Origin of the sequence: Microbacterium sp. HA-8 (assembly GCF_046111165.1) — a bacterium.
Classification (GTDB): Bacteria; Actinomycetota; Actinomycetes; order Actinomycetales; family Microbacteriaceae; genus Microbacterium.
In genome coordinates this window covers 3076474-3102443 of the sequence record NZ_CP162025.1, presented here as the reverse complement: position 1 = coordinate 3102443, position 25970 = coordinate 3076474, and the positions used below count along the sequence as shown (strand labels likewise).

Genomic DNA, 25970 nt, shown 5'->3' with positions numbered 1-25970 from the left:
GGCGGCGTGACCGCTAGCGTGCTATACAGGGTAGCGTGTTAAACATGAGTCACGACGTCGGCGCACAAATGCGTAAGGGCGTGGTCGAGTACTGCGTGCTCGCCCTCCTGGCGCGCGAACCGATGTATGGCTGGCAGCTCAACGAGTCGCTCACCCAGGCCGGGCTCATCGGGAGCATCGGAACCCTTTATCCGCTTCTTGCGCGGCTGCGCGAGAACGAGTGGGTGACGACGTTCGATCAGCCATCACCGTCTGGTCCGGCGCGCAAGTACTACCGACTATCGCCATCGGGGCAGGTGCAACTCGCACAGTTCCGGACATACTGGACGCCGTTCGCGGCGTCGGTGACGGACCTTCTCGGAGAGGACAGAGACCATGACTGACCACGAATCCGTGCGACTGCGGGACGATTTCCTAGAGCGGCTGGACTCCGCGATGAGCGGTCTGCCGTTCGGAATCGCATCCGAAATCCGTGTTGGAATCCTGGAAGAGCTAAGCGGGTTGGACGCGACTGCCACCGCCGCCCGGATCGCCCAGCTGGGCACTCCTGCGTCGATCGCACGCGAGGCCCGTGACGCCCAAGTGCGGCCTGCCCATATGACGGTTGAGCGACAAGTGAAGACGCCGGTCGAACGATCGCGCGGCTTCGCCATCACCGCGGCGCTCGTACTCGGATTCGGCGGATTCATCGTTCCCGCCGTCGGGTGGGTCGTCGGCGTTGTGCTGGTTTGCATGAGTCGCCTGTGGAGGAGATGGGAGAAGATCGTGGCGATCGCGACACCATTCATCGTGTTCGCCGTGATGGTTGCGGTCGTGATGCTCACCCGAGTTGTGAGTGAGGAGTCGTCCGTGGCTGACTCCTCATTTGGGCCGTCTCTCCCTGAACCCCAACTCAGCGCATTCGACATGTGGCACACCATGGTCCTCGTGGGCCTCGCGATTATACCGATGACTGGACTTTGGCTGCTCTGGCGCTTGAAAGGGCGTGCGGAGCCCTCCAGGCGCTGAAGTTGCAGCGTGCCGCCGCGGTTCGCCTTAATCCGACATCCCACCTGAGTTTGGAGTTCTCCGAGAGCGGTGCGCGATCGGAGCGGCCGAGAGCAGATGGCGGTCAGAGGTTACTTGGCAACGTTGTCGAAGGATGAATCGGCCATTCCGAAAGTCTAGCGACGCGGGCCCGTGACCGCCCCTGTCGCGAGGCCTTCGTAGACTGGGACGAGGAAAGTGCCTGGAGGTGACATGCGGCCGCTGACCGAAGCTGAGGTGCGGGCCTCGTTCGTGAACGTGGTTCCCGACGAGCTCCGACATGTCGCGCTGCCGCACGACTTCCTGCTCACCGACTGGGATCACCTGGATTTTCTCGCCTGGCGCGATCCCCGCGCGCGCGGCCGAGGCTACCTCATCACCGAGCACGCCGGAGCGCCCACCGGGGTCGCCCTTCGCGCCGCCGACGGTTCGTCGCGGGCGCGGGCCGCTCTGTGCGACATCTGTCACACCATGCAGCCGGCGGATCAGGTCTCGCTGTTCACGGCGCGCAAGGCGGGGCGTGCGGGCATCGAGGGCAGCAGCGTGGGTACGTACATCTGCGCCGATCTGTCGTGCCACGAGAACGTGCGCCTGGCGACGCCGCTCGCCCCGTCGGAGGTGCGCAGCAGCGTCGATCTGCGCATCGACGGCGCGAGACTGCGCACCGAACGCCTCGTGGAGCGCGTGCTGTCGTCCTAGGCTCGATGGGAGCGGATGACCCGCACAGGTGGAGCGCGAGGAGGCGCCGATGTCGCAGGATCGAGTCGTGGTCGTGGGCGATGCCCTGATCGATGAGCTGCGCGACGATCTCGGGTTGCGCGAGTTCGTCGGTGGAGCGGCACTGAACGTCGCCGTCGGTCTGTCGCGACTCGGGGTGCCGACGTCGTTGATCGCGATGGTCGGCGACGATGCCGCCGGTGAGCGGATCGCCGCCTACCTGGCCGATTTCGACGTCGAGCTCATCCCGTCGCCCTCTCCGCACGGCTCCTCCCGGGCGGTGAGCGTGCGCTCGCGCGGCGGTGAACCCACCTACGAGTTCAACGCCGCCGCGCAGGCGCGACGTGTGGTGTTCGGCGAGCGCGAGCGGTCGGCGATCGCGGCGGCGCCCGTGACGGTCGTGAGCTGCTTTCCGCTCGACGACGCCGCCCAGACGCAGGACCTCGTGGATGCTGTCGCGGCGACCGATACGCGGCTCGTGATCGACCCCAACCCGCGCACCGGGATGATGCACGATCTCGAGGCGTTCGTCGCGGCGTTCGAGCGCCTGGTGCCGCGGGCCGCAGTGGTCAAAGTCGGCGACGACGACGCGGCACTGATGTACTCCGACGAGCTCGACGACGCTGTCGCCCGTGTGCGCGCGCTGGGAGCCCCGGTCGTCCTGGCCACGCGGGGAGCCGCGGGGGCGGGCATGACGGGGGAGGGCTTCGACGTCTCCTCGCCGGTGGCGACCCTGCGCGGCCGGATCGTCGACACGATGGGGGCGGGCGATGCGAGCCTCGCCGCGATCGTGGCGGCGCTCGTGCGCGATCAGCCGCCCGCCGACGGACCGGGGTGGCAGGAGGTGCTCGATGAGGCGATGGAGATCGCCGCCGCGACGTGCCGCTTCGAGGGGGCGCTGCTGCGCACCGCGAGCGAGCTGCGCGACGTCGACATCGACAGCATCGGTACCTGACCCGGCCGGCCTCGGTTCTTGGAGCGTTCCCGCACGGGGTAGGATTGGTGATCGCGCTTCCGGTCGTCTGAGAAAGTCGGACGGGCGCGCACTGGCGAGTTACCCAAGCGGCCAAAGGGATCTGACTGTAAATCAGCCGGCGTAGCCTTCGGGGGTTCGAATCCCTCACTCGCCACGTTGTGAGAAGGCCCGCGCACTGCGCGGGCCTTCTTCGTTCACTGCGTCGCGTCGCGCCACGAGTGCTGGGGATCGAATCCGAGCAGGCGCCGTGCCTTCGCGATCGAGAGCATCGTGTCGTGCTCGCCGAGGTCGCCGTGCACCGGGGTGTCGGGAAACACCTCGGCGACGAGTTCGGCATTCGTGCGCGTCGTGACGGTGTCGGCCGCCGCGATGATGAATCGGTCGAAGCCCGCGGGTGCGGCATCCAATGCCCTCGCCACCGCCTGCGCCCCGTCCCGCGCGTCGATGTAGCCCCAGAGGTTCCACTTGCGCTCGCGCACGTCGTCGTCATAGGGGAAGGCGGCGTAGTCCTCGGGCGCCATCACGTTGGAGAAGCGCAGCGCCGTGATCGAGACCTCGGGATGCCAGCGCACCAGCTCGATCGCCAGCTGCTCCTCGAGATGCTTGACCAACGAATAGACGGACTCGGGTCGAGCGGCGTACTCCTCGTCGACGGGGATGTACGGCGGCGGCACCTCGAAGGGCAGCCCCAGCACGGTCTCGCTCGAGGCGTACACGATCCGCTCGATGCCGAGGCGTATCGCCGCCCAGAAGACGTTGAACGTGGCGAGCATGTTGTTGTGGAAGGTCGCGACATCGGCGCGGATGCCGGGGGCCGGTATCGCCGCGAGATGCACGAGCGCGTCGACGCCGTCGTGGGTGTCGTTCACGCCGGCGAGCGCGTCGATCACCTGCCCGTAGTCGGTGAGATCGACCTGGACGAAGCCCGGGTCGCGGGCGCCGACGGCATCCAGTCCGATGACGTCGTGACCCGCGGCGCGGAGCTCGCGCAGGACGACGGAGCCGAGTTTGCCGGATGAGCCGGTGAGTGCGATGCGCATGGCCCCAGGCTCGCACAGCCCGGGCGCGGCGGGGTCGTGCTGATCAGAAGGGCGGCGGAGGCGATGTGGTGAACCCGGTCGGGGTGGTCACCTGGACCGTGCCGTCGCGGCGCGACACGAACCGGAATCTCGTCTTGTGCCGGTGCGTGTGATCGGGCGGGCAGAGAGGACGCAGATTGAATGCGTCGGTGGTGCCGCCGCGTGCCCAGGCTCTGTCATGATCGAGATCCGCGTCGAGCGCAAGTCTTGAGCACCCGTCACGCGCGCACCGGCCGTGGGTGAGCACGAGCCAGTCGCGCTGGGCCTTGGTCGGCCGGTACGTGCGGCGATCCATGTCGAGGACGATGCCCCGCACGGGGTCGGTGATCACTCGGCGGAAGGCCTTGGCCTCGAAGAACAGCTGAGCCGCGGTGAGGGAGTCGATCGGGCCGTGTCCGACGAGCTGCGCCTGCTCCCGGGGGAGTGCCGCCGTCGTGTCGCCGGCGAGCAGCGTCACGGGAACCGTGACGAACACGGTGGTCTTGACGGCCGTGGCTGTGCCCTCACCGCGCAGCCATGCGCTGAAGAGATCTGCTCGCACCTGATCGCGTCGTCGGGTCTCGCCGCCGCCGTTGGCGATCGCCTTGGCCGTTGCGGTCAGGCGCCGACCCGCGGCGACCGCATCGACGGTGGGGATCAGGGCCGACACCCACGACATGCCGTTGTCGACGTGCTCGATGACCACGCGCCGGTCACGCATCGCGGCGGCGTGCCGGGCCTCGGCGCGCCGCGCGTCGAGGCGCTCGACGAGGCGGGCGAGTCTGGCGCGAAAAGAGGCGGGGGTGCAGGTCAGCACCCATTCGGATGCGGCGTCATCGAGTTCGCGTATCGCCGCGGCGGCGGCGCTGATCTCGGCGCGAGTCGCATCGGCGGCAGGCTGTAGTCGCAGGGCACCGGTCACCGCTGCGTCGACGAGGGAGAGGGCAGCGAAGCCGTCGGTCGCCCGCTGCCACAGCTCGGGCAGGAGCCGAGCCGCGTTGCGGGCCGTGCCCGCGAGCGCGCGCAGGGTGGTCTCGGAGAGCGCGAGGCGCAGCGACATGTCGAAGTAGGCGCCCCGCTCGGCCATCGCCTCGCCGGCGTCGCCGGGCAGGTCGGAGTACACGTAGGCGTGCCGTCTCGCGAGGTCGACGGCCTCGGCGATGCCTCGCGCGCGGCGGGCGTCGCGTCGGTTGATCTCGAACTGATCAACCTGCACATCATCGAACACATGATCGAGCAGTTGCTGCGGGGTGAGCGCGACGGAGGACTCGGAGGGGTGTACCTCGTCAATGTCCATAGGCCTCAGTATAGCACAAAAATTCGATTCCGATGTGGGCGGCCGACGCGCGCGCAGATCGCAAGACGCACGATCCGTCGATCGACCCGTTCCGCGGCGCGGCTACGCTGAACCCCAGCCCGGAGGAGGATCGGATGTCGCAGCCAGCCGTCCCACGCGCCGCCGGCGTCCGCGAGGTCGCCGCCCGCGCGGGCGTGTCGACGCAGACGGTGTCGCGTGTGCTCAACGGCCACCCCCACATCCGGCCCGAGACGCGGCGCAAGGTGCTCGATGCGATCGAGGCGCTGGACTACCGCGTCAACAACGCGGCGCGGGCGCTCGGTACGAGCGTGTCGCGCACGATCGGCATCCTCGCCTCGGATGCGAGCCTCTATGGTCCCTCGGTGGGCATCGCCGCGCTGGAGCGCGCGGCCCGCGACGCCGGGCGCTGGGTGAGCACCGCGTATGCCGACGCGGCGGATGAAGAATCCGTGCGCGCGGCGGCCGCACATCTGCGCGAGCAGGGTGTCGACGGCATCGCGGTGGTCGCCGCTCACACCGGATCGCTCGATGCGCTCGCCGCGGGCGGGAGTGCGGCGGTCGTCGCGTTGCACGGCGACGCCGCCGCTCAGCGGGCGGGTGCGGCGCTCGCCGCTCACCACCTCGCCGCCGCCGGCCACGAGCGGATCGCGCTGCTGGCAGGTCCCGACGACTGGGTCGAGGCGGCGGCGCGCGAGGCCGGGTTCGATGACGCTCTGGCCGCGCGCGGCCTGCGCCGCGCGGGACGCTGGTCGGGCGATTGGACGGCAGCCGCGGGCGCGGCCGTGGCGGTCGAGATCGCAGCCCTCGTGGGCAGGCCGGATGCTCCGACCGCGGTCTTCGCGTCGAACGACCAGATGGCGCTCGGCCTGGCGGCGGGCCTGACTCGCGCGGGTGTCGACGTGCCCGCACGGGTCAGCATCGTCGGGTTCGACGACAACCCCGACGCCGCGTTCTACGCCCCCGCCCTCACCACGGTGCGCCTCGACATCGAGGGCGAAGCAAGGCGCTGCATCGCGGCGCTCGTCGATCGGGCGGATGCTGTCGCTCCGGCATCCGCCCCCGTTCTCGTCGAACGCGACTCGGTCGCCGCCCCGGCGTCGCGGGTGAATGACACGTGACAAACCGGATCTGTTACCGGTAACATTCCGGTCATGAGCACCGCTGCGACGACGACGTCCACCCCCGAGCCCCTCGAGGTCGCGGTGGCGCGGACCCGCGAGGATGTGGCCCGTCTGCATGGTGAGTTGGTGCGGTATGGGCTGGTGGTGTGGACGGGTGGGAATGTGTCGGGTCGTGTGCCGGGTGCGGATCTGTTCGTGATCAAGCCGAGCGGGGTGTCGTATGACGATCTGGCGCCGGAGAACATGATCGTGTGCGATCTGGACGGGGTTGTGGTGCCGGGGACGCCGGGCAGTGAGCGGTCTCCGTCGAGTGATACGGCGGCGCATGCGTATGTGTATCGGAATATGCCGGGTGTGGGTGGTGTGGTGCACACGCATTCGACGTATGCGGTGGCGTGGGCGGCGCGGGGGGAATCGATTCCGTGTGTGATCACGGGGATGGCGGATGAGTTCGGGGGTCCGATTCCGGTGGGTCCGTTTGCGGTGATCGGGGATGACTCGATCGGTCGGGGGATCGTGGAGACCCTCACCGGTCACCGGAGCCGTGCGGTGTTGATGCGCAATCATGGGCCGTTCACGATCGGGGTGTCGGCGAAGGATGCGGTCAAGGCCGCGGTGATGTGTGAGGACGCGGCGCGCACGGTTCATATCGCGGCGCAGGCGGGTCCGCTGGTCCCGATCCCGCAGGAGAAGATCGACGCCCTCTACGGCCGGTACCAGAACGTCTACGGCCAGGCCACCGACGACCGCCGCGACGAGAGCGAGGACGCCCGATGAGCGCCGACGCGATCCGCGCCGGCCGCACGGCGCTCGGCATCGAGTTCGGATCGACCCGCATCAAGGCCTGCCTCGTCGACGCCGCCGACCCCGGCACCGTCCTCGCGGTCGGTTCACACGAGTGGGAGAACCGGTTCGAGGACAACACCTGGACCTACGCGCTCGAGGACGTCTGGTCGGGACTGCAGGATGCCGTCGCCGGTCTCCTCGCCGACGCGGAGCGTCGTCACGGGGAGCGCCCCACCACGTTCGGTGCCATCGGTGTCTCGGCCATGATGCATGGCTACCTGGCGTTCGGGGCCGACGAAGATCTGCTCGTCCCCTTCCGTACGTGGCGCAACACGTCCACGGGTCCCGCCGCCGCCGAGCTCACGGAACTGTTCGGCGTCAACATCCCGCTGCGGTGGTCGATCGCGCACCTGCACCAGGCGGTGCTTGGCGCCGAGCAGCATGTGCCCGGCATCCGCTTCGTCACGACCCTCGCGGGCTATGTGCACTGGCGTCTCACCGGGCACAGGGTGCTCGGGGTGGGGGATGCCTCCGGCATGTTCCCGATCGATCCCGCGACCGGCGGCTACGACGAGGCGATGCTCTCGGCATACGACCGGCTCGTGAGCGGCCGGCTTCCGGCCGACCTGGTTCAGCTGCTGCCCGAGGTCCTCGCCGCCGGCGTGATCGCCGGCGAGCTGACGACGGAGGGAGCGGCCCTGCTCGACCCGACCGGATCGCTCAGCCCCGGCATCCCGTTCTGTCCGCCCGAGGGTGACGCCGGCACCGGAATGGTCGCCACGAACGCCGTCTCGCCGCGCACCGGAAACGTCAGCGCCGGCACGAGCATCTTCGCGATGGTCGTGCTCGATCGGCCCCTGGCCCGCGTGCACCACGAACTCGACATCGTGACCACGCCCGCCGGCGACCCGGTGGCGATGGTGCACTGCAACAACGGCGCGAGCGAGCTCGCCGCGTGGGTGAGCGTCTTCGGGCGGTTCGCCGCGGCGGCGGGCACGCCCCTCGAGGCCGACGCCGTGTACGAGGTGCTCTTCAGTGAAGCACTCGACGCCGAGGCGGATGCCGGCGGCATCCTCGCGTACAACCACCTCGCGGGGGAGCCCATCGCGGGACTCGACGCGGGGCGTCCGCTCGTCGTCCGCACCCCCGATTCGCGCCTGACGCTCGGCAACGTCTTCCGCGCCCAGCTCTACGGGGTCTTCGGAACCCTGAGCCTCGGGATGCGGGTGCTCCGGGGCGAGGGCGTGGAGATCGAGACGATGTACGCGCACGGCGGCATGTTCCGCACCGCCGGCGTCGCGCAGCGCTTCCTCGCGGCCGCGATCGACGCGCCCGTGGCGGTCGCCGCGACGGCGTCCGAGGGCGGCGCATGGGGCATCGCCGTGCTCGCGGCCTACCTGGACGCGGCCGCAGAGCTGCCCCTGGATGCGTATCTCGCGCAGCGCGTCTTCGCGGACGAGGAGTTCGCAACTGCGGCCCCCGACGCCGCAGATGCCGCGGGCTACGCCTCCTACCTCACCCGCTACGAGGTGGGGCTCGCGATCGAGCGCGCCGCCACCGCCGTCCTCTGAACCGACCGAAAGAAGAACGACATGACCCGCACGCCCCTCGCCACGACCCTCGACGCCTACGAGGTCTGGTTCGTCACCGGCAGCCAGAACCTGTACGGCGAAGAGACCCTGCGCCAGGTCGCTGAGCAGTCGCAGGGTGTCGTCGCCCAGCTCGAGGGCCATGTGCCCGTGAAGGTCGTCTGGAAACCCGTGCTGAAGGACGCCGACAGCATCCGTCGCCTCGCCCTCGAGGCCAACGCGGCCGACGAGGTCATCGGCCTCATCGCGTGGATGCACACGTTCAGCCCCGCCAAGATGTGGATCGGCGGCCTCGACGCGTTGCAGAAGCCGCTCCTGCACCTGCACACGCAAGCGAACGTCGAACTGCCGTGGGCCGACATCGACTTCGATTTCATGAACCTCAATCAGGCGGCGCACGGCGACCGCGAGTTCGGCTACATCCAGACCCGCCTCGGCGTCGCGCGCAAGACGGTCGCCGGTCACGCCTCCGATGCCCGCGTTCGTGCCGAGGTCGAATCATGGCAGCGGGCCGCGGCGGGCTGGGCGGCCGCCCGCAGCCTCAAGCTCGCGCGCTTCGGCGACAACATGCGCTACGTCGCGGTCACCGAGGGTGACAAGACCGAGGCCGAGCTGCGCTTCGGCGTGCAGGTGAACACGTGGGGTGTCAACGAGCTGGCGGATGCTGTCGCGACAGCATCCGACGCGGAGGTCGATGCCCTCGTGGCTCTCTATGAAGAGGAGTACGATGTCGTGCCCGAGCTGCGCGCCGGCGGCGAGCGTCATCAGTCGCTGCGCGACGGCGCCGCGATCGAGCTCGGACTGCGCTCCTTCCTCGAGGAGGGCGGGTTCGGCGCCTTCACGACGAGCTTCGAAGACCTCGGTGCCCTCACCCAGCTGCCCGGCCTCGCGGTGCAGCGCTTGATGGCCGAGGGCTACGGCTTCGGCGCAGAGGGCGACTGGAAGACGGCGATCCTCGTGCGCGTCGCGAACGTCATGGGCGCGGGGCTGCCGGGAGGTGCGAGCCTCATGGAGGACTACACCTACGATCTTGTGCCCGGCTCCGAGCGCATCCTGGGGGCGCACATGCTCGAGGTGTCACCATCGCTGTCGTCGCAGAGAGCGAGACTCGAGATCCACCCGCTCGGCATCGGCGGCAAGCAGGATCCCGTACGCCTGGTGTTCACCGCCGACCCGGGACCCGCGCTCGTCGTGGCCATGAGCGACATGCGGGACCGGTTCCGGCTGACGGCGAACGTGGTCGAGAACGTCGAGGCCCCGGATCTGCCCAAGCTGCCGGTGGGACGTGCGATCTGGAAGCCGCAGCCGGACTTCGCCACGAGCGCCGCCGCCTGGCTCATCGCCGGCGCCGCGCACCACACGGTCATGACCACCGCCGTGGGCATCGACGTGTTCCGCGACTTCGCCGAGATCGCCAAGACCGAGCTGCTCGTGATCGATGACACCACGACGGTGCGCGACTTCCAGCGCGAGGTGCGGTGGAACCAGGCCTACTACCGGCTCGCGCAGGGGCTGTAGAGCCGGCGTCTCGCTGCGCTCGCTCAACGCCCGGGGGGCAGCATGCCGACCGGGTCGTCGAGGAGGCGCGCGAAGGCGGCCTCCGCCGCGCCGATCAGCAGGCGATCCTCGCCGAGTGCCGCCGGGCGGATCTCGACATCCTCCCCGGCGGCCGGCATCGAGAGGGCGCGCACCGCGTCGAGCAGCTCGTCGGTGCCGCCCGCGGCGAGCGTCGCGAGAAACCCGCCGAGGACGATCACGCGCGGGTTCAGCACGTTGACCGCGTTCGCGAGCGCGGTGGCGAGGATGCGGCGCTGGCGCGCGATCTCGTCGGCGGCATCGGGAAGATCGCTCGCGGCGAGGGCGGCGGCGAGCGTGGGCTCGTCGGCCGAGGCGAGTCCCGCGACGGCGAGCAGGCGTGCCCGACTCACCTCGTCCTCCAGAACACCGTCGCCGGCCAGGCGATCCGCCGAGGAGGGGATGCCGGGCCGGTTCTGTCCGAACTCCCCGGCGTATCCCGAGAGACCGGATACCGGCATCCCGTGCACGATCAGGCCGCCGCCGATTCCGCTGGCGCCGCCGTTGAGATAGACGAGGTCGTCGATGCCCCGGCCGGCGCCGAACAAGTGCTCGGCGATCGCGCCCAGGGTGGCGTCGTTGTCGACCACGACCGGCAGGCCGGTGGCGTGCGTCGCGAGGTCGCGCAGCGGCACGTCGTGCCAGCCGAGGTGCGGTGCGAGGCGCACCATGCCGTCGGCCGCGCGGACGAGCCCGGGCACGGCGAGGCCGAGACCGACGATACGGGCGCCGTGGAGTTCCGCCGGGCTCCAGCCGGCGATCATCGCCACCGTCTGGTCGGGCGTGAGCAGGCGGTCGACCTCGATGCGCAGACGCGCGGCGACGGAGCCGTCCAGGCGCACAGCCGCGAGTGTGAGGGCGTCGACTTCGGGGTTCGCGGCGAGCGCCACGATCCGGGGATCGCACGCGACGACGGGGGAGGGGCGGCCGGCGCGCGTGGAAGGGGCAGGCGGCAGCTCGGCGGCGATGCCGAGCGAGACGAGTTCGCCGACGAGGTCGGCGATGGTCGAGCGGTTCAGGCCCGTCGTGGCCGTCAACTGCGCGCGGGACTGCGGTCCTTCGAGGTGCACGAGGCGCACCAGCCGTGCGAGGTTCGCGCGCCGCACCGCCTCGAAGGTGGTCGCGCGGTCGGTCATCGCACCAGCGTAGGGGGTCGCGGGCGGACGATGCGTGGTATAGGTTGTCGCTAACAACATTTCCGTTCAGCGAGGAGCAGGATCGCATGCCCACCCCCACGCCCGCCGACAAGTTCTCGTTCGGCCTCTGGACCATCGGCTACAACGGCACCGACCCGTTCGGGGGCCCGACGCGGCCCGCGCTCGATGTCGTGCACGCCGTCGAGAAGCTCGCCGAGCTCGGTGCGTACGGACTCACGTTCCATGACGACGACCTCTTCGCGTTCGGATCCACCGACGCCGAGCGTCAGATGCAGATCGATCGCCTCAAGGGCGCGCTCGCCGCCACCGGACTCGTCGTGCCGATGGTGACCACGAACCTCTTCTCGGCCCCCGTGTTCAAGGACGGCGGCTTCACGTCCAACGACCGCGACGTGCGCCGCTTCGCCCTGCGCAAGGTGCTGCGCAACCTCGACCTGGCCGCGGAGCTGGGTGCCAAGACCTTCGTCATGTGGGGCGGCCGCGAGGGCGCCGAGTACGACTCGGCAAAGGATGTGCGACAGGCGCTGGAGCGCTATCGCGAGGCCGTCAACCTGCTCGGCGACTACGTCACCGACAAGGGCTACGACATCCGCTTCGCCATCGAGCCCAAGCCCAACGAGCCGCGCGGTGACATCCTGCTGCCGACCCTCGGCCACGCGATCGCCTTCATCGACTCGCTCGAGCGTCCCGAGCTCGTGGGTGTCAACCCCGAGGTCGGCCACGAGCAGATGGCGGGCCTGAACTTCACCGCGGGCATCGCGCAGGCGCTCTACCACGGCAAGCTCTTCCACATCGACCTCAACGGCCAGCGCGGGATCAAGTACGACCAGGACCTCGTCTTCGGCCACGGTGATCTGCACAACGCCTTCTCGCTCGTGGACCTGCTGGAGAACGGCGGCCCCGGTGGGGTACCGGCCTACGATGGCCCCCGTCACTTCGACTACAAGCCCTCGCGTACCGAGGACGAGAAGGGTGTGTGGGAGTCGGCATCCGCCAACATGCGCACCTACCTGCTGCTCAAGGAGCGAGCCGCGGCCTTCCGCGCCGACCCCGAGGTGCAGGAGGCGCTCGAGGCCGCGAAGGTCGCCGAGCTCGCCGTGCCCACCCTCAACCCCGGCGAGTCGTACGACGACCTGCTCGCCGACCGGTCGGCGTACGAGGACTTCGACGCCGCGGCCTACCTCGGCGGCAAGGGCTTCGGCTTCGTCCGGCTCCAGCAGCTGGCGACCGAGCACCTGCTCGGCGCCCGCTGAGCGCGGACGCCATGACGCTCGTCGCGGGGGTCGATTCGTCGACCCAGTCCTGCAAGGTCGTCATCGTCGATGTCGCGACGGGGCGCGTCGTGCGCGAGGGGCGCGCCGCGCACCCCCCGGGCACCGAGGTGTCGCCCGATGCGTGGTGGGTGGCGTTGACGGACGCGATCGCGGATGCCGGCGGACTCGGCGACGTGGCGTCCGTGTCGGTCGCGGGGCAGCAGCACGGCATGGTCGTGCTCGATGCCGAAGGGCGGGTGATCCGCGACGCGCTGCTGTGGAACGACACCCGCTCGGCATCGGCGGCGCGCGGCCTGATCGGCGAGGTCGGGGCGGGTGAGTACGCCCGGCGGACGGGGGTCGTGCCCGTGGCGTCGTTCACCGCGACCAAGCTGCGCTGGCTGCGCGATGCGGAGCCGGAGCGCGCCGCCCGGGTGGCCGCGGTCGCGCTACCGCACGACTGGCTCACCTGGCGGCTGCGCGGCTTCGGCCCCACGGGCGAGTCGGCGAAGGGCCCGGTGCTGGAGGAGCTGACCACAGACCGCTCGGATGCCAGCGGTACGGCCTACTGGGGTGCTGCCGGGTACGACGATGAGCTGTTCGTGCGGGCTCTCGGGCACGACGCCGTACGCCCGAGAGTGCTCGGCCCGGGAGAGGCCGCGGGGCGCACCGCCGGCGGCGTGCTCGTGGGTCCGGGGGCGGGCGACAACGCGGGGGCGGCGCTCGGCCTGGGCGCCGCGACCGGAGATGTCGTCGTCTCGATCGGCACCTCCGGCACCGTGTTCGCCGTCACGGATCATCCGGTGGCCGATGCGTCCGGCACGGTCGCCGGCTTCGCCGACGCAGCCGGAGGCTACCTTCCGCTCGTGGCGACCCTCAACGCGGCGCGTGTGCTCGATGCGATCGCGGCGCTGCTCGGCGTGGATCACGATGAGCTCGGGCGACTCGCCCTCGAGGTGGATGCCGGAGCCCCGGCGCCCGTGCTCGTGCCCTACTTCGAGGGCGAGCGCACCCCCAACCTGCCGGATGCGACCGCGACGCTCGCGGGCCTCACCCTCGCGACGACGACGCGAGCCGGCGTCGCCCGCGCAGCGATCGAGGGGATGCTGTGCGGCCTCGCCGAGGGCGTCGACGCGGTGCGCGCCCAGGGCGTCGTCGCGCGGCGCGTGCTGCTGATCGGCGGCGCCGCGCGCAACCCCGCCGTCGCGGCGATCGCGGCTCAGGTCTTCGACGTGCCCGTCGTCGTTCCCGCGCCGGGGGAGTATGTCGCGCGAGGTGCCGCGGTCCAGGCGGCCTGGGTGCTGAACGGCTCGCGACCGACGTGGACATCGGCGATGGAGCGCACGCTCGACGTCGACACCCGAAGCGAGGTCCGCGCGCGATACGCCGCCGTTGCGGCAGGATACGTCGAGTGATCCATGAAGACAGACGCCCCGCATCCGGCACTCAGCACACCCTCCGGGCGGGCGACTACACCGCCGTCATCGCCAGCGTGGGGGCATCGCTGCGTGTGCTGAGGTTCAGCTCCGCGGCGGGGGAGCGCGATCTGACCGTTCCCTTCGACGCCGACGAGGTGCGCCCAGCCTACCGGGGTGCCACGCTGGCGCCCTGGCCCAACCGCGTCGTGGACGGCCGGTTCCGGTTCGGAGGTCGCGACCACGTGCTCGCCCTCACCGAACCGGCGCGAGGCCACGCCCTGCACGGACTCGTGGCGTGGCTCGACTTCGACGCCGTCGACAAAGGCGATGACCATGTCACGCTCGCCGCCGAGATCGAGCCGCAGGCGGGGTACCCGTGGCGGCTGCGCATCGAGACCACCTATGCCCTGAGTGCGGACGGGCTCACCCAGACGGTGCGGGCGACGAATCTCTCGGGCGAGACCGCGCCGTTCGGCACCGGACCGCACCCCTATCTCGTCGCCGGGCCGGGCCGCGTCGACGACTGGATCCTCGAACTGCCGGCCCGCCAGGTGCTCGAGGTGACGGAGGACCGGCTGATCCCCACCGAGCTGCGCTCGGTCGAGATCGACGCCGACCGCTTCGACTTCCGCGCCCCGCGCCGGATCGCGGGTGCCCGGATCGATCATGCGTTCACGGACCTCGAATCGGCACCCGGCGGGCGGGTGACCGTGCGTGTGACCGATGGGCAGGGCTCGGGCGTCGGAATGGCCTGGGGAAGGGACTGCGCGTGGGTGCAGGTGCACACGGCGGATCTGCCCGACGAGTCCCGATCTCGGCGCGGGTTGGCGGTCGAGCCGATGACCTGTCCACCCGACGCCTTCAACAGTGAGAATGCTCTCATCTTGCTTGACCCCAGCTCGACAGCCGCGGGAACCTGGAGCATCTTCGCGATCTGATCGATCGCGATTCCCGTCGATCTCTCGCGCGTGAGCTCTCTGAAAGCTCATCTGTCCCCCGAAGAGGGGACGCGAACGTGGCCGTTTGTCCCCCAAAGGGGGGACAGACCCACTATCGCCGAAGGGTTTATGCTGTTACCAGCTCTTCCGGGAAGTGTCGAGACGCCGTCCCCAGCGGCGTGCGGGCCGGTTCCCCAAGCGGTTTCGCGTTCGACCAGGAAGAAGCAGGGCCCCCTCGAGTCGCCCAGTCCCCAATGGGCTGCCCGAGGGGGCCAATTCATTTCCCCGTCCTCCCCATCGGGTGCGGACGGATTCTTCTCCCCAGAGGAGTGCAGTCTCCTCCGCCTGATACACCCTCCGTGCCAGGATGGGCTCGTCTGCGGCTGAGCAAGGAGAACGACGATGTCGGAGCAGTACGAAGAGCGAAGGTCCTTCTGGCGGCTGTCGGTGATCATCGCCATCGCCGCCCTCGTGGCCGCGGCCCTGGTCTGCGTCTTCTGGGTTCTCTTCGGGGGCGAGAGTGGCATCATCGGCCGTGCGCTCGCGACGATCCTGCTCCTCGCGGCGTTCGCGGGCGCGGCCGTCTTCGACGCGGGGCAGGCCCCTCGACGACCCCAGTGGTACGTGCTGCTGAGCATGGTCGGCTGGGTCGTCATCCTTCTCGCCGGCGCGATCAAGATCTGGACTCCGATCGACGCGTGGTGGATGTCGTCATACACGCGCTTCATGGAGTTCGTGGCCATCGTGCTGGTCGTGCGGCTGGCGATCCTGCACGCGCGACTGCTCATCCGCACGCAGGAACGCAACGCCACCGTGTTCACGCGGGCGTGCACCGCCGTGACCGTCGGACTGTCCACGGTGCTCGCGATCATGCTTCTGCTGCCGCTCATGTTCGACGCCCGCTGGTCGGACTTCTACTGGCGGGTCGTCGTGGCCGTCACGATCCTCGCGGCGGTCGGCACCGCCCTCGTCCCGCTCGTGAAGGCCTTGAACTCGCCGCGCGTCGTCGCCGCTCCGCCCGCGCCGGCGGCGCTGCCCTGGCCGACCTATGCGGACGGGCGCACCCCGCTGCCGGTCATGTCCGACGGATCGCCCGACTGGAACGCGTACTACACGGGGCGCCCGAGCTATCCGCAGCAGCCCGCTTCGGGGTACGCGGCCCCCGTTCCGCCGATGCCGCCCGTCCCGCCGCACGCGCAGCCGGCGCCGCCCGCACCTCCCGTCTCTCAGGTGCCCCCCGCGCCGCCGTCACCGCCCGCGCCGCCGCGCTGATCATCCGGCGCGACCGAGTATCTCCAGCGCCGCCATCGCGGCGTTGTGGCCGCCGAGACCGCTGACGGCGCCTCCGCGACGTGCGCCGGCCCCGCACATCAGGATGCTGTCGTGCCGGGTGCTCACGCCCCACCGAGCGCCCGGCGTCGTCTCCGTGGCGTCCGACTCCAGCCACGGCCACGACAGCTCGCCGTGGAAGATGTCGCCCCCCACCATGCCGAGAGAGTCCTCGAGATCCGCCGTCGTGCGTGCCTCGATGCAGGGGGTGCCATCGGGACCCGTGTGCAGCAGTGGCGCCAACGGCTCGGCGAGCACGCTCTCGAGCGAGCGTTCCGCCGCCAGAAGCAGCGCAGCGCGGATCGTGTCGGGGTCGGTGTCGGTGGTCAGACGGTGTGGCGTCTGCAGGCCGAACAGCGTGAGGGTGTGCGCGCCTCGTCGCCTGAGGTCCGGTCCGAGGATCGAGGGATCCGTGAGCGAGTGGCAGTAGATCTCCGCGGGCAGCGGATCGGGGATCGACCCGTCCGCCGCACTCCGGAAGGCCGTGTCCAGTTGCGTCATCGTCTCATTGATGTGGAACGTGCCCGCGAAGGCCTGCTCGGGCGCCACCTCGCGGTCCCGCAGTCGCGGCAGACGGTCGAGGAGCATGTTCACCTTGATCTGCGCCCCCTCCGGTGCCGGCGTGACAGCATCCGTCGTCGCGCCTCCCGCTCGAAGCAGGCGGGAGAGGACCGCCGGGCCGACCCCGCTCAGGACGAGCCGACCCGCGACGATCTCGCCGTCGTCGAGGGTGACCTCGCCGTCGGGCGTGATCGACACGGCCTCGACGTGCACGCGCAGCCGTGCACCCGCGCGCAGCGCCGCATCCCGGAGGGCTTCGGTGACCCGACCCATACCGCCCACCGGCACGTCCCAGTCGCCCGTCCCTCCGCCGATGACGTGGTAGAGGAAGCAGCGGTTCTGGCGCAGCGAGGGATCGTCGGCGTACGAGAACGTGCCGATGAGCGCGTCGGTCAGCAGCACGCCCCGCACGAGGTCGTCCTGGCTCTGGGTGCGCAGCAGCTCGCCGAGGGGCGCCTCCACGAGACCGTGCCACAGCGCGTCGTCGCCGACGCGTCGGCGAAGCTCCTCGGGCCGTGCGAGCGGCTCGGTCATCGACGAGAAGACCGCACGCGCGAGGGGGGCGAGCCGCGCACCGAACGCCGCGTACCGGTCCGCGTCGGCACGATCGCCCGTCGCCCGCGCGAACGAAGAGGCCGTGGCCGCGGCATCCTCCGTGTCGATCAGCAGGCCACGTTCGGGTGCGTCCGGCACGGGCGTGTACGACGAGATGCGCCGGCGGCGAAGGGTGATCTCGAGCCCGAGATCGTCGATGATGCGCCGCGGAAGCAGGCTGACCAGGTAGGAATAGCGCGAAAGCCGGGCGTCCACGCCCGCCCACGGGCGCTCCGAGACGGCCGCGCCGCCGACGTGGCCGTCTCGCTCGAGTACGACGACGCTGCGTCCGGCCCCCGCGAGGTAGGCCGCCGCGACGAGGGCGTTGTGTCCGCCGCCGACGATCACGACATCGTGCACGGGTCGGGCGGGTCCGGCGTGATTCATGCCGATCACGCTAGTGCGCGCCGCCGGGCGGGTGGGGTGGATGCCGGGACTCGGTAGCGTGGTGGGGTGACGATCGAATCCACGCTGAGCGAGCTTGCCATCGACATCGCGCGCGAGGCGGGGGAACTCGCCCGGCGCCGCCGCGACGAGGGGGTGCGGATCGCCGCCACCAAGTCGGGTCTCGCCGACATCGTCACCGAAGCCGATCGCGAGGTCGAGGCGCTCATTCGCGCCCGCGTGGATGCCGAGCGGCCGGGCGACGGGTTCCTCGGCGAGGAGTCCGGGGCGGGGGAGAGCACCACGGGGGTGACGTGGGTGGTCGACCCGATCGACGGCACCGTCAACTACGCGTACGGGATCCCCGCGTACGCCGTCTCGATCGGCGTCGTGCAGGGCACGCCGGATCCCCGCGAGTGGACCGCGCTCGCCGGGGTCGTGCACAATCCCGCCACCGGTGAGCTCTTCCACGCCGCGCGCGGAGCGGGTGCCTTTCTCGGGGAGCGCCCCATCGCCGTGAACGCGGCACCCGACGCCTCGGGCGCGCTGATCGCGACGGGCTTCGGGTACGACCCGGAGAAGCGGACGCGCCAGCTCGCGGTGCTGGGGAAGATGATGCCGATCGCCCGCGACATCCGTCGCATGGGTGCCGCGTCGCTGGATCTGACCGCCGTGGCCGCGGGGCGGGTCGATGCCTACTACGAAAGCGGACTGTGGCCCTGGGACCAGGCCGCGGGCGCGCTCATCGTCGAAGAGGCCGGGGGAATCGTCGGTGCCCTCGACGGGGAGCGCGCGAGCCGGGATCTGCTGATCGCCGCGGCGCCGGGATTCTGGCCCGCGTTCACGCAGGCGCTCGCCGACGCGCTCGCATCCTGACCGGGGTGCCCACATGGCATTCTCAGGACCGAGCCGCTAAGGTTTATCCATTCGTTACCTTTCACCCGAATGGATCGTGACGACACCTCCACCCCGAAGTCCGCGTATCGCCCCCCGATACGAACCCGACCGAGAGTTCCACCGCTTGCAGTCCGACGCCCCCCTGGCGGACCCCGGCGCTACGCGCCGTGCCCGTCGAGCAGACGCCCCCGCGCCCACGTCTCCCGTGGGGCGCCCCGCGATGATGACGCGGGCGGAGCTGCGTCGGGTCAAGGCGGAGCAGGCGGCGCAGGCGCAGGGACCGGTCGCGGGGATCGCGGATCGCGACGCCGAGCACGATGCGTTCGCTCGCGCCGCGCGCGCCTTCGCCTTCACCGGAGAGACTCCGATCAGTGTGGCCGCCGCGGCTTTCGATGCGGAGCCCGAGGCTGAGGACGCGGCGGACGCCGAGGCCTCCGCCGCGGATGAGTCCGAGGCGGAGGACCGCGCACCGCGGCGGGTTCGCAGGGCGCGAGCCCGCCGTTCCCGTGTCTTCGCGAAACAAGCCGTCGCCGCCTCGTTCAGTGTCGGGGTCATGGGCGTCGTCGGCCTCATGACGATCGCCGTCGGCGCGCCCGCCGAGGCCGTCGCCGCTGCGACCAAGACCGATGCGGTCACGACGATCGAGGCTCCGGCATCCACCGACGAGGCCGAGGTCGAGCAGATTCAGGCGTACGTCGCACCCGACACCGCGACGACAGAGCTCGGACGCGACGAGACCTACACGATGGCGACGTTCTCCGAGATCGCCGCCGCGACCGGCATCACCCGGCACACGAACTTCTTCGTCAACGACCCGTCGGCGCCGATCCAGTGGCCGTTCGCCGCCGGCGTGCCGATCTCGGACGGCTATGGACCGCGTTGGGGCTCGTTCCACTACGGGCTGGACTTCACCCCGGGCGAGGGTGCGCAGATCCAGGCCGTCGCGGGCGGAACCGTGCGCGTCGCGAGCGAGAGCGGCGCGGCCTTCGGTGTGCACGTCATCATCGATCACGAGATCGACGGCGAGATCTTCTCGACGCACTACGCGCACATGCAGTACGGATCGCTGCAGGTCAAGGCAGGCGACACGGTCGAAGTGGGGCAGTTCCTCGGCCTCACCGGCAACACGGGCCTCTCGTACGGCGCGCACCTGCACTTCGAGGTCTTCGTGAACAACCAGCGCATCGACCCGCTCACCTGGCTCCGCGAGCACGCCGGCGGCTGACACGATTCTTTCGGGATGCCGCGGCTCTGGTATTCTCTTCTGGTTGCCCGCATGCGGGTTCAACGCCCCGATAGCTCAGTGGCAGAGCACTTCCATGGTAAGGAAGGGGTCGTCAGTTCAATCCTGACTCGGGGCTCGCAGCCTCCGGTCTCGACCGCCGGAAGCCGTTCGGCAGGGTAGCTCAGTTGGTGAGAGCGCACGACTCATAATCGTGAGGTCGCGGGTTCAAGCCCCGCTCCTGCTACAGATTAATAGCCTGGTCGAAGCTGCATTTGCGTCGCAGCATCCTGACGTTTCGTGCGCGGGTCGCGTTCCTCTGTCGCGGCGAGGAGGCTTGCGACCGTGCCTCAAGTGTCATGCGAGCGACGAGGGGGTCACCGCCGGACGTCGCGCCATCCGCACGATCAGGACCCCCAGAAGCGCACCAGAGGTGTTGATGACGAGATCGCGCGGGTCGGAGATGCGATCCGGATGTGCGATCTGCGCGATCTCGATGCCGGCGCTCAGCAGCACGGGCGCGATCCAGCACCAGGCGCCGCGCAGCACGAGTGCGGCGAAGACGCCGATGGGGACGAACATCAGCAGGTTGACGGCGACCTCCACGACGGAGCCGACCGTCCACGTGGTCGCTGTGAGCCACGCATCGGGATCGAGTACGCCCAGCGGCAACTGGTTGTTGTTCAGCGATGCCCACGGGATCGGTGCCAGCGTCGCGAACAGGATCACGACCGTGTAGAGGATGCCGACGGCCATGATCGACCGCGTTGCACGTGTGTTCGCCACTGCTCACTCCCACCGGCCGAGTACTCGTCATCCGAGTCTCGCAACTTCACCCGGCGGAACCGCCGCCTCATGCGACACTCCCAGCCCATTGCGGGGGAGCTCCCGGGTGTCACCCGCCCGCGACGGGAGTGGCGGGAGTGACCGGAGCGGCCCCCGACGCCATGGCCAGCCGCGCAGCGCGACGTCTCCGCTGAATCCTGGGGTCGGGAACCGGAGCGGAGGCGAGCAGCGCTCGCGTGTACGGGTGCGAGGGCTGAAGACAGATCTGTGCACTCGTTCCGCTCTCGACCACGGAGCCGTTCCTCAGGACGATCGCGCGATCAGCGAACTCCTTCACCACGGCCAGGTCGTGGGTGATGAAGAGGTAGGAGACGCCGAGCGAATCCTGCAGCTCGGCGAGCAGATCCAGCGCCGCCGCCTGCGTGGTGACATCCAGCGCGCTGGTCGGCTCATCGCACACGACGAGGCGGGGATTGCGTGCCACCGCGCGCGCGATCGCGATCCTCTGACGCTGTCCTCCGCTGAAGTTCGCCGGGTAGCGCGAGACGCTGTCGGCCGGCATCCCGACCCGCTCCAGCAGGCGTCGCACGATGGTGAGCGCGTCCGCTCTGCTGACCGACCCATCGGCGAACAGCGGCTCGGCGAGGATCTGCCCCACCTTCATGGACGGGTTCAGCGATCCGTACGGGTTCTGGAAGACCGCCTGCAGATCGACCGCCAAGGCGCGACGTTGCCGCGGGCGGAGAGCGGAGATGTCGCGCCCGTCGAGCAGGATCCGCCCCGAAGCCGGCGCCACGAGGCCCAGGATGGCCTTGCCGATCGTCGTCTTTCCCGATCCGGATTCGCCCACCAGGGCAACCGTCTCACGGACGCCGATGGAGAAGTCCACGTCGTGCACGACCCGAGTCGGTGCTTTTGTGAGGCGAGGGGACGGGTACTCGATGCTCAGTGACTGCACGTTCAGCAGCGGCTCGACGCTCATGCTGCGCTCTCCTCGAGGCTTGGGGTGCTCGCGATCAGAGTTCTCGTGTAGGGGTGCTCGGAATCGTAGAAGATGTGGTCGATCGATCCGGAATCCACGATCTTCCCCTGCGACATCACGATCGCGGCGTCGCAGATCTCTGCCACCACCCCGAGATCGTGTGTGACGAGGATCACCGTCATCCCGCGCGAGTCGCGCAGCTCGCGCAGCAGATCGAGGATCCCAGCCTGCACGGTGACGTCGAGAGCCGTCGTCGGTTCGTCCGCGAGCAGGAGCTTCGGAGAGCCGGCGAGGGCCATGGCGATGGCGACGCGCTGGATCATGCCGCCCGAGAGTTCGTGCGGGTACTTGCGCATGAGCATCGCGGGCTCGGGTAGCTTCACGCTCTCGAGAAGGGTGATGACCGTGCTGCGCACCTCGCGGCGCGGCACGGCTCCGATGCGCCGCACGACCTCGGAGAGCTGCGAACCGATGGTGAACAGGGGGTCCAGGGCGACCATCGGCTCCTGGGAGACGAGACCGATCTCGGTGCCGCGAACGCCTTCGTACTGCTTCTCTGTGAGCGTCGCCAGATCCCGTCCGTCAAGCCACGCGTGCCCGCCCGTCACGGCGCCGTTCGGGGGCAGCAGACCGAGCAACGACAGGGCCGTCACCGTCTTGCCGCTCCCGGACTCCCCGACGAGCGGTGTACGTCGAAGGAGATCTCGTCCACGATTGTCTTCGCCCCGGAGGGTGAGGAGAAGGCGACGGAGTAGTCACGCAGCTCGAGGAGGACGTCTTCGGATGCCTGCGCGCGGAGGTCGTCCGTCGCGCGCACGGGGCGCTTCGTCGCTCCCGACGATCGTCCCCTCAGATCGGCGTTCAGGTCGCGGATGCCGTCACCCAGGAGTCCGAAGGCGAGTGTCATGACGGCGATGACGGCCCCCGTGATGAAGAGGAAGAATCCGCTCTGGCTCATCACCTGGGCAGCCTCGCCCACCATCCCGCCCCAGCTCGGCGCGGGCGGAGGTGTCGCCAGTCCCAGGAATCCCAGTCCCGTCTGCACGGCGAGCGCGATCCCGGCGAAGAGTGCGACCTGCACGATGGTCAGCCCGATCAGGGCGGGCAGCACGTGGCGGAACATGATGCGCACGGGGCCGATCCCGGAAACCGTCGCGGCTGAGACGAACAACTCCTCCCGCAGCGCCAGACAGGTGCTGCGGGTAACGCGGGCGAGGTTGGCGGAGCTGAGCAGGCCCAGGACGAACATGGCGGCGACGATGCTCTGGCTGAAGATCGCGAGCACCGCGAGGATCACGACGATGGCGGGAAGGGACATCAGCACATCGAGCACACCGCCGATGACGCGGTCCGTCCACCCGCCGAGGTACCCGGCGAGGAGGCCGAGCACCAGTCCGAAGACAGCGAAGACGATGCCGGCGACGAGGACGCCCAGGAGCGCCGGCTGGCCGCCGAAGAGCAGCCGGCTGTAGATGTCTCGGCCGAGCTGGTCGGTACCCAGAAGATGGGCCGCCGAGGGGCCGACGAGGATGGCGTCGAGATCCTGCGCGAGCGGGTCGTACGGTGCGATGACCGGAGCGAGCACCACCGCTGCGGTGATCGTGACGATGACGATGAGCGCGATGAGCGGCACCGGACGACGCAGCACCTGGCCGAGCGTCAACCGTGCCGTCGAGGGGGCATCCGATCCGGCGTCCGGTGCCGCGGCAGAGGTCATCGATTCTCACTTTCGGGTTCAGCAGACCGTAGACGACATCGACGATCAAGTTGGTGAAGATGACGATGAGGGTGAAGGTGATGGCCAGGCCCTGGACGACAGGGACGTCGTGTTTGTTGGTGGCCGACACGATCAGCGTGCCGAGCCCGGGCAGCGCGAACACGTTCTCGATCAGGATGGATCCCGACACGAAGCTGATCAGCGTCAGTCCGATGACGGTCACGACCGCGATCCCGGAACTGCGCAGCGCGTGCTTCCAGATCAGGGAGCCGCGGCTCACTCCGGACGCGCGGAGGGTGCGGATGTAGTCCAGCTCCAATGTCGTGAGCATCCCGTCTCGCGTGACCTTGGCGACCAGCGCGATACCACCGAGGCTCAGCGCGGCGACCGGAAGGATGAGGCTCGTCGCCCAGCCCGAGGGCGAGTCGGCGAAGGAGGTGTACCCCGTCGCGGGCAGGATGCCCATGCCGATCGCGAGGATGGCCACGAGCATGAGTGCGACCCAGAAGTTCGGCAGCGCGTTGCCGATCAGGGACGACACGTCGACGATGCGGCGGACGACTCGTCCTCGCGTGGCGCTGAAGACTCCGAACAGCACGCCGATGACCGTCGCCACGAAGGTGGCGGCGACGATCAGCGAGAGGGTGACGGGCAGACGCTGGCCGATGGTGTCCAGCACGGCCTCGCCGGTGAAGATCGACGAGCCGAAGTCGCCCCGCAGAGCGCTGGAGAGGTACAGCCAGTACTGGACGAGGATCGGCTCGTTCAGGTGCAGCGACTCGCGCAGCGCTTCGTACTGCGCCGTCGTGGCGTTGAGCCCCAGCAGCGTCCGCGCCGGATCCCCGGGCACGAATGCTTGAAGCACGAACGTGATGATCGACGCGATGAACAGCAGGGGAATGGACAGCAGGAGTCTTCGAACGATGATGAAAGTCATGGGTCTCTCTGATCCTGAGCGACGCCGGTCGGGACCGGGGGCGGCCCCGACCGGCGTCCGCTTCACGGACGTCTGATCGTCACTTCGTCCAGGTCACGATCGATGAGACGGCGGCGATGCCGGGGGCGAACACGACACCCTTCAGGTCCGTGTCGTGGAAGGCGTAGGCGTCGAACTGCACGATCGGAACGGCGAGGGCGTTGTCGACGATCACCTTCTGGAATGCCCGCGCTGCCGCGCCGCTGTCGTCGGCGGATGCCGTCGCGAGTGTGTTGAAGGCCTCGGGGATGCCGGGGTCCGATACCTGGAAGACGTTCATGATGGACGTGGGCAGCCAGGCGAACTCGGCGTCGAGGTACTGGGGCTGGCCACCCGTGCCGTTGAGGACCGTGGCGGGGAAGTTCTTTGACACGAGGTCACCGACCCATTCGCCGAAGTTCGTGTTGCCCTTGAGCTCGAGCGTCACGCCGATCTCGGCCCACTGCGCCGCCACGGCCTGGATCATCTTCGTCGATCCGGGATCGAAGGACTGATAGTTCACGGCCATTGTGAATCCGTCGCCGTACCCCGCCTCCTCGAGCAGCTCCCTCGCCTTCTCGGGGTCGTACGGGTACGTGCCCTCGAGGTCGGGGTCGTATCCGTCGAACCCCTGGACGGCGGCCTGATCGATCGGGGTTCCGGCCTCGCCGTAGGCCGCCCTGGCCACGGCCTCCCGGTCGACGGCGTAGTTCAGCGCCTGGCGCACGCGCACATCCGCGAGGGCGGGCGCGACGACGCCCTCGCGATCCAGCAGGTAGACGCCGTTCCAGACGATCGGCGCGGCCGCGATCGCGATCGACTCCTCGTCTTCGACAGTGCTCACCACCGAGGGATCCCCGGCCATCATGTCGATCTGGCCGGACTTCAGCGCCTGCACCTGCGACTGGATCTGGGGGATGACCTTGATCTCGATCTTGTCGAAGTGGATGGCATCCTGATCCCAGAAGTTCTCATTGGGTGTGTAGACGTAGTGGTCCTCGGCGACCGACTGCTCCGGGTCGTAGACATAGGGTCCGGCTCCGAAAGTGGCCGAGGCGAGACCCTCGGGGTCTGCAAGGCCCGCGGCGCTGATGATGTCTCCGCCCAGGATCGTGTTGGAGAACAGGAACGGCAGCATCGGGTTGGGCTCCGACGAGACGACCTCCACGGTGACGTCGTCGACGGCGGTGAGGGTGAGGTTGCGGAAGAAGGAGTTGGTCGGGCCGCTGCCGGTGACGAAATACGCGACCGAGTCGACGACCGACTGCGCGGTCAGATCCGTTCCGTCGGCGAACTTCAGGTCGGGGCGCAGGGTGAGGGTGAAGGTCTTGTTGTCGTCGCCGATGTAACCCCACTCCTCGGCCAGCCCGGGGATGAGTTCGCCATCCTCGGACGTGTTGATGAGCGACGCGTAGGCCGGGTCGACGTAGAGCAGGCCGAAGCCGGCGGCAGCCTTCGACGGGTCAAGGCTCACCGGGGGAGTGGCCATGCCGACCGTGAGGGTGTCCGATTCCTCCGACGGCGTGTTCGCCGACCCGGTGCAGCCGGTGATGCCGAGCGCGAGCGCGATGACCGCAGCCCCCACCATTGCTGATCTTCTGAACATTTCGG

General features: G+C 69.5%; 23 protein-coding genes, 3 tRNA genes and 1 pseudogene. 17 read left to right on the top strand and 10 right to left on the bottom strand.

Annotated features, from left to right (window positions below; genetic code table 11):
* Nucleotides 1-44 precede the first annotated feature (44 nt).
* The 5 genes from AB2L57_RS14755 to AB2L57_RS14735 all read left to right on the top strand — a co-directional run bounded on the left by AB2L57_RS14755 (nucleotide 45) and on the right by AB2L57_RS14735 (nucleotide 2873).
* Nucleotides 45-383, top strand: a complete 339-nt coding sequence (locus tag AB2L57_RS14755; RefSeq protein WP_409047453.1) for a PadR family transcriptional regulator — start codon at nucleotides 45-47, stop codon at nucleotides 381-383.
* Complete coding sequence (locus tag AB2L57_RS14750; RefSeq protein ID WP_292815629.1) at nucleotides 376-1008, top strand: hypothetical protein; 633 nt, start codon at nucleotides 376-378, stop codon at nucleotides 1006-1008. The genes AB2L57_RS14755 and AB2L57_RS14750 overlap by 8 nt, the downstream gene beginning before the upstream one ends.
* Before the next feature lie 231 nt (nucleotides 1009-1239).
* Entirely contained in the window at nucleotides 1240-1725 is a 486-nt protein-coding gene (locus tag AB2L57_RS14745) for an FBP domain-containing protein (protein ID WP_292815640.1), read from the top strand.
* 49 nt (nucleotides 1726-1774) lie between these two features.
* Nucleotides 1775-2698: a PfkB family carbohydrate kinase gene (locus AB2L57_RS14740; protein WP_409047452.1), complete on the top strand. Its 924-nt coding sequence runs from the start codon at nucleotides 1775-1777 to the stop codon at nucleotides 2696-2698.
* 93 nt (nucleotides 2699-2791) lie between these two features.
* Nucleotides 2792-2873 (top strand) — tRNA-Tyr (locus tag AB2L57_RS14735).
* Nucleotides 2874-2913: 40 nt separating this feature from the next.
* Here AB2L57_RS14735 and AB2L57_RS14730 read toward each other — a convergent pair.
* The gene (locus tag AB2L57_RS14730) at nucleotides 2914-3759 is read right to left on the bottom strand and encodes an NAD(P)-dependent oxidoreductase (protein ID WP_292815634.1); all 846 of its coding nucleotides are present in this window, start codon (nucleotides 3757-3759) and stop codon (nucleotides 2914-2916) included.
* Between the two features lie 43 nt (nucleotides 3760-3802).
* Nucleotides 3803-5074 carry an HNH endonuclease signature motif containing protein gene (locus AB2L57_RS14725; protein WP_409047451.1) on the bottom strand — a complete coding sequence of 424 codons (1272 nt, stop codon included), beginning with the start codon at nucleotides 5072-5074 and terminating at the stop codon, nucleotides 3803-3805.
* A gap of 134 nt (nucleotides 5075-5208) precedes the next feature.
* Here AB2L57_RS14725 and AB2L57_RS14720 point away from each other — a divergent pair, with 134 nt between their 5' ends.
* From AB2L57_RS14720 to araA, 4 genes are read left to right on the top strand one after another with little or no spacing between them, the layout of a single operon-like run.
* Nucleotides 5209-6213: a LacI family DNA-binding transcriptional regulator gene (locus tag AB2L57_RS14720; RefSeq protein ID WP_409047450.1), complete on the top strand. Its 1005-nt coding sequence runs from the start codon at nucleotides 5209-5211 to the stop codon at nucleotides 6211-6213.
* 33 nt (nucleotides 6214-6246) lie between these two features.
* The gene (locus tag AB2L57_RS14715; protein ID WP_409047449.1) at nucleotides 6247-6993 is read left to right on the top strand and encodes an L-ribulose-5-phosphate 4-epimerase; all 747 of its coding nucleotides are present in this window, start codon (nucleotides 6247-6249) and stop codon (nucleotides 6991-6993) included.
* Nucleotides 6990-8573, top strand: a complete 1584-nt coding sequence (locus AB2L57_RS14710; protein ID WP_292814912.1) for a xylulokinase — start codon at nucleotides 6990-6992, stop codon at nucleotides 8571-8573. The genes AB2L57_RS14715 and AB2L57_RS14710 overlap by 4 nt, the downstream gene beginning before the upstream one ends.
* A 21-nt stretch (nucleotides 8574-8594) precedes the next feature.
* Nucleotides 8595-10109, top strand: coding sequence for an L-arabinose isomerase (araA, locus tag AB2L57_RS14705; protein ID WP_292814909.1), 1515 nt, complete (start codon nucleotides 8595-8597; stop codon nucleotides 10107-10109).
* Between the two features lie 23 nt (nucleotides 10110-10132).
* Here the strand turns inward: araA and AB2L57_RS14700 are convergent, their stop codons facing one another.
* Nucleotides 10133-11302: an ROK family protein gene (locus AB2L57_RS14700; protein ID WP_292814907.1), complete on the bottom strand. Its 1170-nt coding sequence runs from the start codon at nucleotides 11300-11302 to the stop codon at nucleotides 10133-10135.
* Nucleotides 11303-11388: 86 nt separating this feature from the next.
* Here AB2L57_RS14700 and xylA point away from each other — a divergent pair, with 86 nt between their 5' ends.
* From xylA to AB2L57_RS14680, 4 genes are all read left to right on the top strand, one after another.
* On the top strand, nucleotides 11389-12576 hold the full coding sequence (gene xylA / locus AB2L57_RS14695) for a xylose isomerase (protein ID WP_409047448.1): 1188 nt from the start codon (nucleotides 11389-11391) through the stop codon (nucleotides 12574-12576).
* Between the two features lie 11 nt (nucleotides 12577-12587).
* Nucleotides 12588-13991: a xylulokinase gene (locus AB2L57_RS14690; protein ID WP_409047447.1), complete on the top strand. Its 1404-nt coding sequence runs from the start codon at nucleotides 12588-12590 to the stop codon at nucleotides 13989-13991.
* Nucleotides 13988-14932 carry an aldose 1-epimerase family protein gene (locus AB2L57_RS14685; protein ID WP_409047446.1) on the top strand — a complete coding sequence of 315 codons (945 nt, stop codon included), beginning with the start codon at nucleotides 13988-13990 and terminating at the stop codon, nucleotides 14930-14932. The genes AB2L57_RS14690 and AB2L57_RS14685 overlap by 4 nt, the downstream gene beginning before the upstream one ends.
* A 402-nt stretch (nucleotides 14933-15334) precedes the next feature.
* Nucleotides 15335-16204: a hypothetical protein gene (locus AB2L57_RS14680; RefSeq protein WP_409047445.1), complete on the top strand. Its 870-nt coding sequence runs from the start codon at nucleotides 15335-15337 to the stop codon at nucleotides 16202-16204.
* Here the strand turns inward: AB2L57_RS14680 and AB2L57_RS14675 are convergent, their stop codons facing one another.
* Entirely contained in the window at nucleotides 16205-17803 is a 1599-nt protein-coding gene (locus tag AB2L57_RS14675) for a phytoene desaturase family protein (protein ID WP_409047444.1), read from the bottom strand.
* 66 nt (nucleotides 17804-17869) lie between these two features.
* On the opposite strand from AB2L57_RS14675, the gene AB2L57_RS14670 reads away from it, so the two are divergent.
* The 4 genes from AB2L57_RS14670 (at nucleotide 17870) to AB2L57_RS14655 (ending at nucleotide 20166) form a co-directional block, all read left to right on the top strand.
* Nucleotides 17870-18676 (top strand): inositol monophosphatase family protein, encoded by an 807-nt coding sequence (locus tag AB2L57_RS14670; RefSeq protein ID WP_409047443.1) that lies wholly within the window; start codon nucleotides 17870-17872, stop codon nucleotides 18674-18676.
* Nucleotides 18677-18917: 241 nt separating this feature from the next.
* Nucleotides 18918-19922: a M23 family metallopeptidase gene (locus AB2L57_RS14665; RefSeq protein WP_409047442.1), complete on the top strand. Its 1005-nt coding sequence runs from the start codon at nucleotides 18918-18920 to the stop codon at nucleotides 19920-19922.
* 64 nt (nucleotides 19923-19986) lie between these two features.
* Nucleotides 19987-20058 (top strand) — tRNA-Thr (locus tag AB2L57_RS14660).
* Between the two features lie 34 nt (nucleotides 20059-20092).
* Nucleotides 20093-20166: transfer RNA gene (locus tag AB2L57_RS14655), tRNA-Met, on the top strand.
* A 110-nt stretch (nucleotides 20167-20276) separates the two neighbouring features.
* Here the strand turns inward: AB2L57_RS14655 and AB2L57_RS14650 are convergent.
* The 6 genes and pseudogenes from AB2L57_RS14650 to AB2L57_RS14625 form a co-directional block, all read right to left on the bottom strand.
* The gene (locus AB2L57_RS14650; protein WP_409047441.1) at nucleotides 20277-20705 is read right to left on the bottom strand and encodes a VanZ family protein; all 429 of its coding nucleotides are present in this window, start codon (nucleotides 20703-20705) and stop codon (nucleotides 20277-20279) included.
* A gap of 109 nt (nucleotides 20706-20814) precedes the next feature.
* A complete protein-coding gene (locus tag AB2L57_RS14645) occupies nucleotides 20815-21687 on the bottom strand; it encodes an ABC transporter ATP-binding protein (RefSeq protein WP_409047440.1) in 873 nt (290 codons plus the stop codon).
* Nucleotides 21684-22340 (bottom strand): ABC transporter ATP-binding protein, encoded by a 657-nt coding sequence (locus tag AB2L57_RS14640; RefSeq protein WP_409047439.1) that lies wholly within the window; start codon nucleotides 22338-22340, stop codon nucleotides 21684-21686. Before AB2L57_RS14640 ends, AB2L57_RS14645 begins: the two co-directional genes overlap by 4 nt.
* Nucleotides 22337-23404, bottom strand: coding sequence for an ABC transporter permease (locus tag AB2L57_RS14635; RefSeq protein ID WP_409047438.1), 1068 nt, complete (start codon nucleotides 23402-23404; stop codon nucleotides 22337-22339). Before AB2L57_RS14635 ends, AB2L57_RS14640 begins: the two co-directional genes overlap by 4 nt.
* Before the next feature lie 64 nt (nucleotides 23405-23468).
* A pseudogene (locus AB2L57_RS14630) lies at nucleotides 23469-24341 on the bottom strand (ABC transporter permease); the annotation flags it as partial.
* A gap of 79 nt (nucleotides 24342-24420) precedes the next feature.
* On the bottom strand, nucleotides 24421-25965 hold the full coding sequence (locus AB2L57_RS14625; protein WP_409047437.1) for an ABC transporter substrate-binding protein: 1545 nt from the start codon (nucleotides 25963-25965) through the stop codon (nucleotides 24421-24423).
* Between the last annotated feature and the right edge of the window lie 5 nt (nucleotides 25966-25970).

Bases quoted from the DNA above. Each gene is read 5' to 3' on its own strand.
- AB2L57_RS14680 (WP_409047445.1), top strand. From the start codon at position 15,335: ATGTCGGAGCAGTACGAAGAGCGAAGGTCCTTCTGGCGGCTGTCGGTG.
- AB2L57_RS14740 (WP_409047452.1), top strand. From the start codon at position 1,775: ATGTCGCAGGATCGAGTCGTGGTCGTGGGCGATGCCCTGATCGATGAG.
- xylA (WP_409047448.1), top strand. From the start codon at position 11,389: ATGCCCACCCCCACGCCCGCCGACAAGTTCTCGTTCGGCCTCTGGACC.
- AB2L57_RS14710 (WP_292814912.1), top strand. From the start codon at position 6,990: ATGAGCGCCGACGCGATCCGCGCCGGCCGCACGGCGCTCGGCATCGAG.
- AB2L57_RS14725 (WP_409047451.1), bottom strand. From the start codon at position 5,074: ATGGACATTGACGAGGTACACCCCTCCGAGTCCTCCGTCGCGCTCACC.
- AB2L57_RS14665 (WP_409047442.1), top strand. From the start codon at position 18,918: ATGATGACGCGGGCGGAGCTGCGTCGGGTCAAGGCGGAGCAGGCGGCG.
- AB2L57_RS14720 (WP_409047450.1), top strand. From the start codon at position 5,209: ATGTCGCAGCCAGCCGTCCCACGCGCCGCCGGCGTCCGCGAGGTCGCC.
- araA (WP_292814909.1), top strand. From the start codon at position 8,595: ATGACCCGCACGCCCCTCGCCACGACCCTCGACGCCTACGAGGTCTGG.
- AB2L57_RS14730 (WP_292815634.1), bottom strand. From the start codon at position 3,759: ATGCGCATCGCACTCACCGGCTCATCCGGCAAACTCGGCTCCGTCGTC.
- AB2L57_RS14635 (WP_409047438.1), bottom strand. From the start codon at position 23,404: ATGACCTCTGCCGCGGCACCGGACGCCGGATCGGATGCCCCCTCGACG.
- AB2L57_RS14645 (WP_409047440.1), bottom strand. From the start codon at position 21,687: ATGAGCGTCGAGCCGCTGCTGAACGTGCAGTCACTGAGCATCGAGTAC.
- AB2L57_RS14755 (WP_409047453.1), top strand. From the start codon at position 45: ATGAGTCACGACGTCGGCGCACAAATGCGTAAGGGCGTGGTCGAGTAC.
- AB2L57_RS14625 (WP_409047437.1), bottom strand. From the start codon at position 25,965: ATGTTCAGAAGATCAGCAATGGTGGGGGCTGCGGTCATCGCGCTCGCG.
- AB2L57_RS14750 (WP_292815629.1), top strand. From the start codon at position 376: ATGACTGACCACGAATCCGTGCGACTGCGGGACGATTTCCTAGAGCGG.
- AB2L57_RS14715 (WP_409047449.1), top strand. From the start codon at position 6,247: ATGAGCACCGCTGCGACGACGACGTCCACCCCCGAGCCCCTCGAGGTC.
- AB2L57_RS14690 (WP_409047447.1), top strand. From the start codon at position 12,588: ATGACGCTCGTCGCGGGGGTCGATTCGTCGACCCAGTCCTGCAAGGTC.
- AB2L57_RS14745 (WP_292815640.1), top strand. From the start codon at position 1,240: ATGCGGCCGCTGACCGAAGCTGAGGTGCGGGCCTCGTTCGTGAACGTG.
- AB2L57_RS14675 (WP_409047444.1), bottom strand. From the start codon at position 17,803: ATGAATCACGCCGGACCCGCCCGACCCGTGCACGATGTCGTGATCGTC.
- AB2L57_RS14700 (WP_292814907.1), bottom strand. From the start codon at position 11,302: ATGACCGACCGCGCGACCACCTTCGAGGCGGTGCGGCGCGCGAACCTC.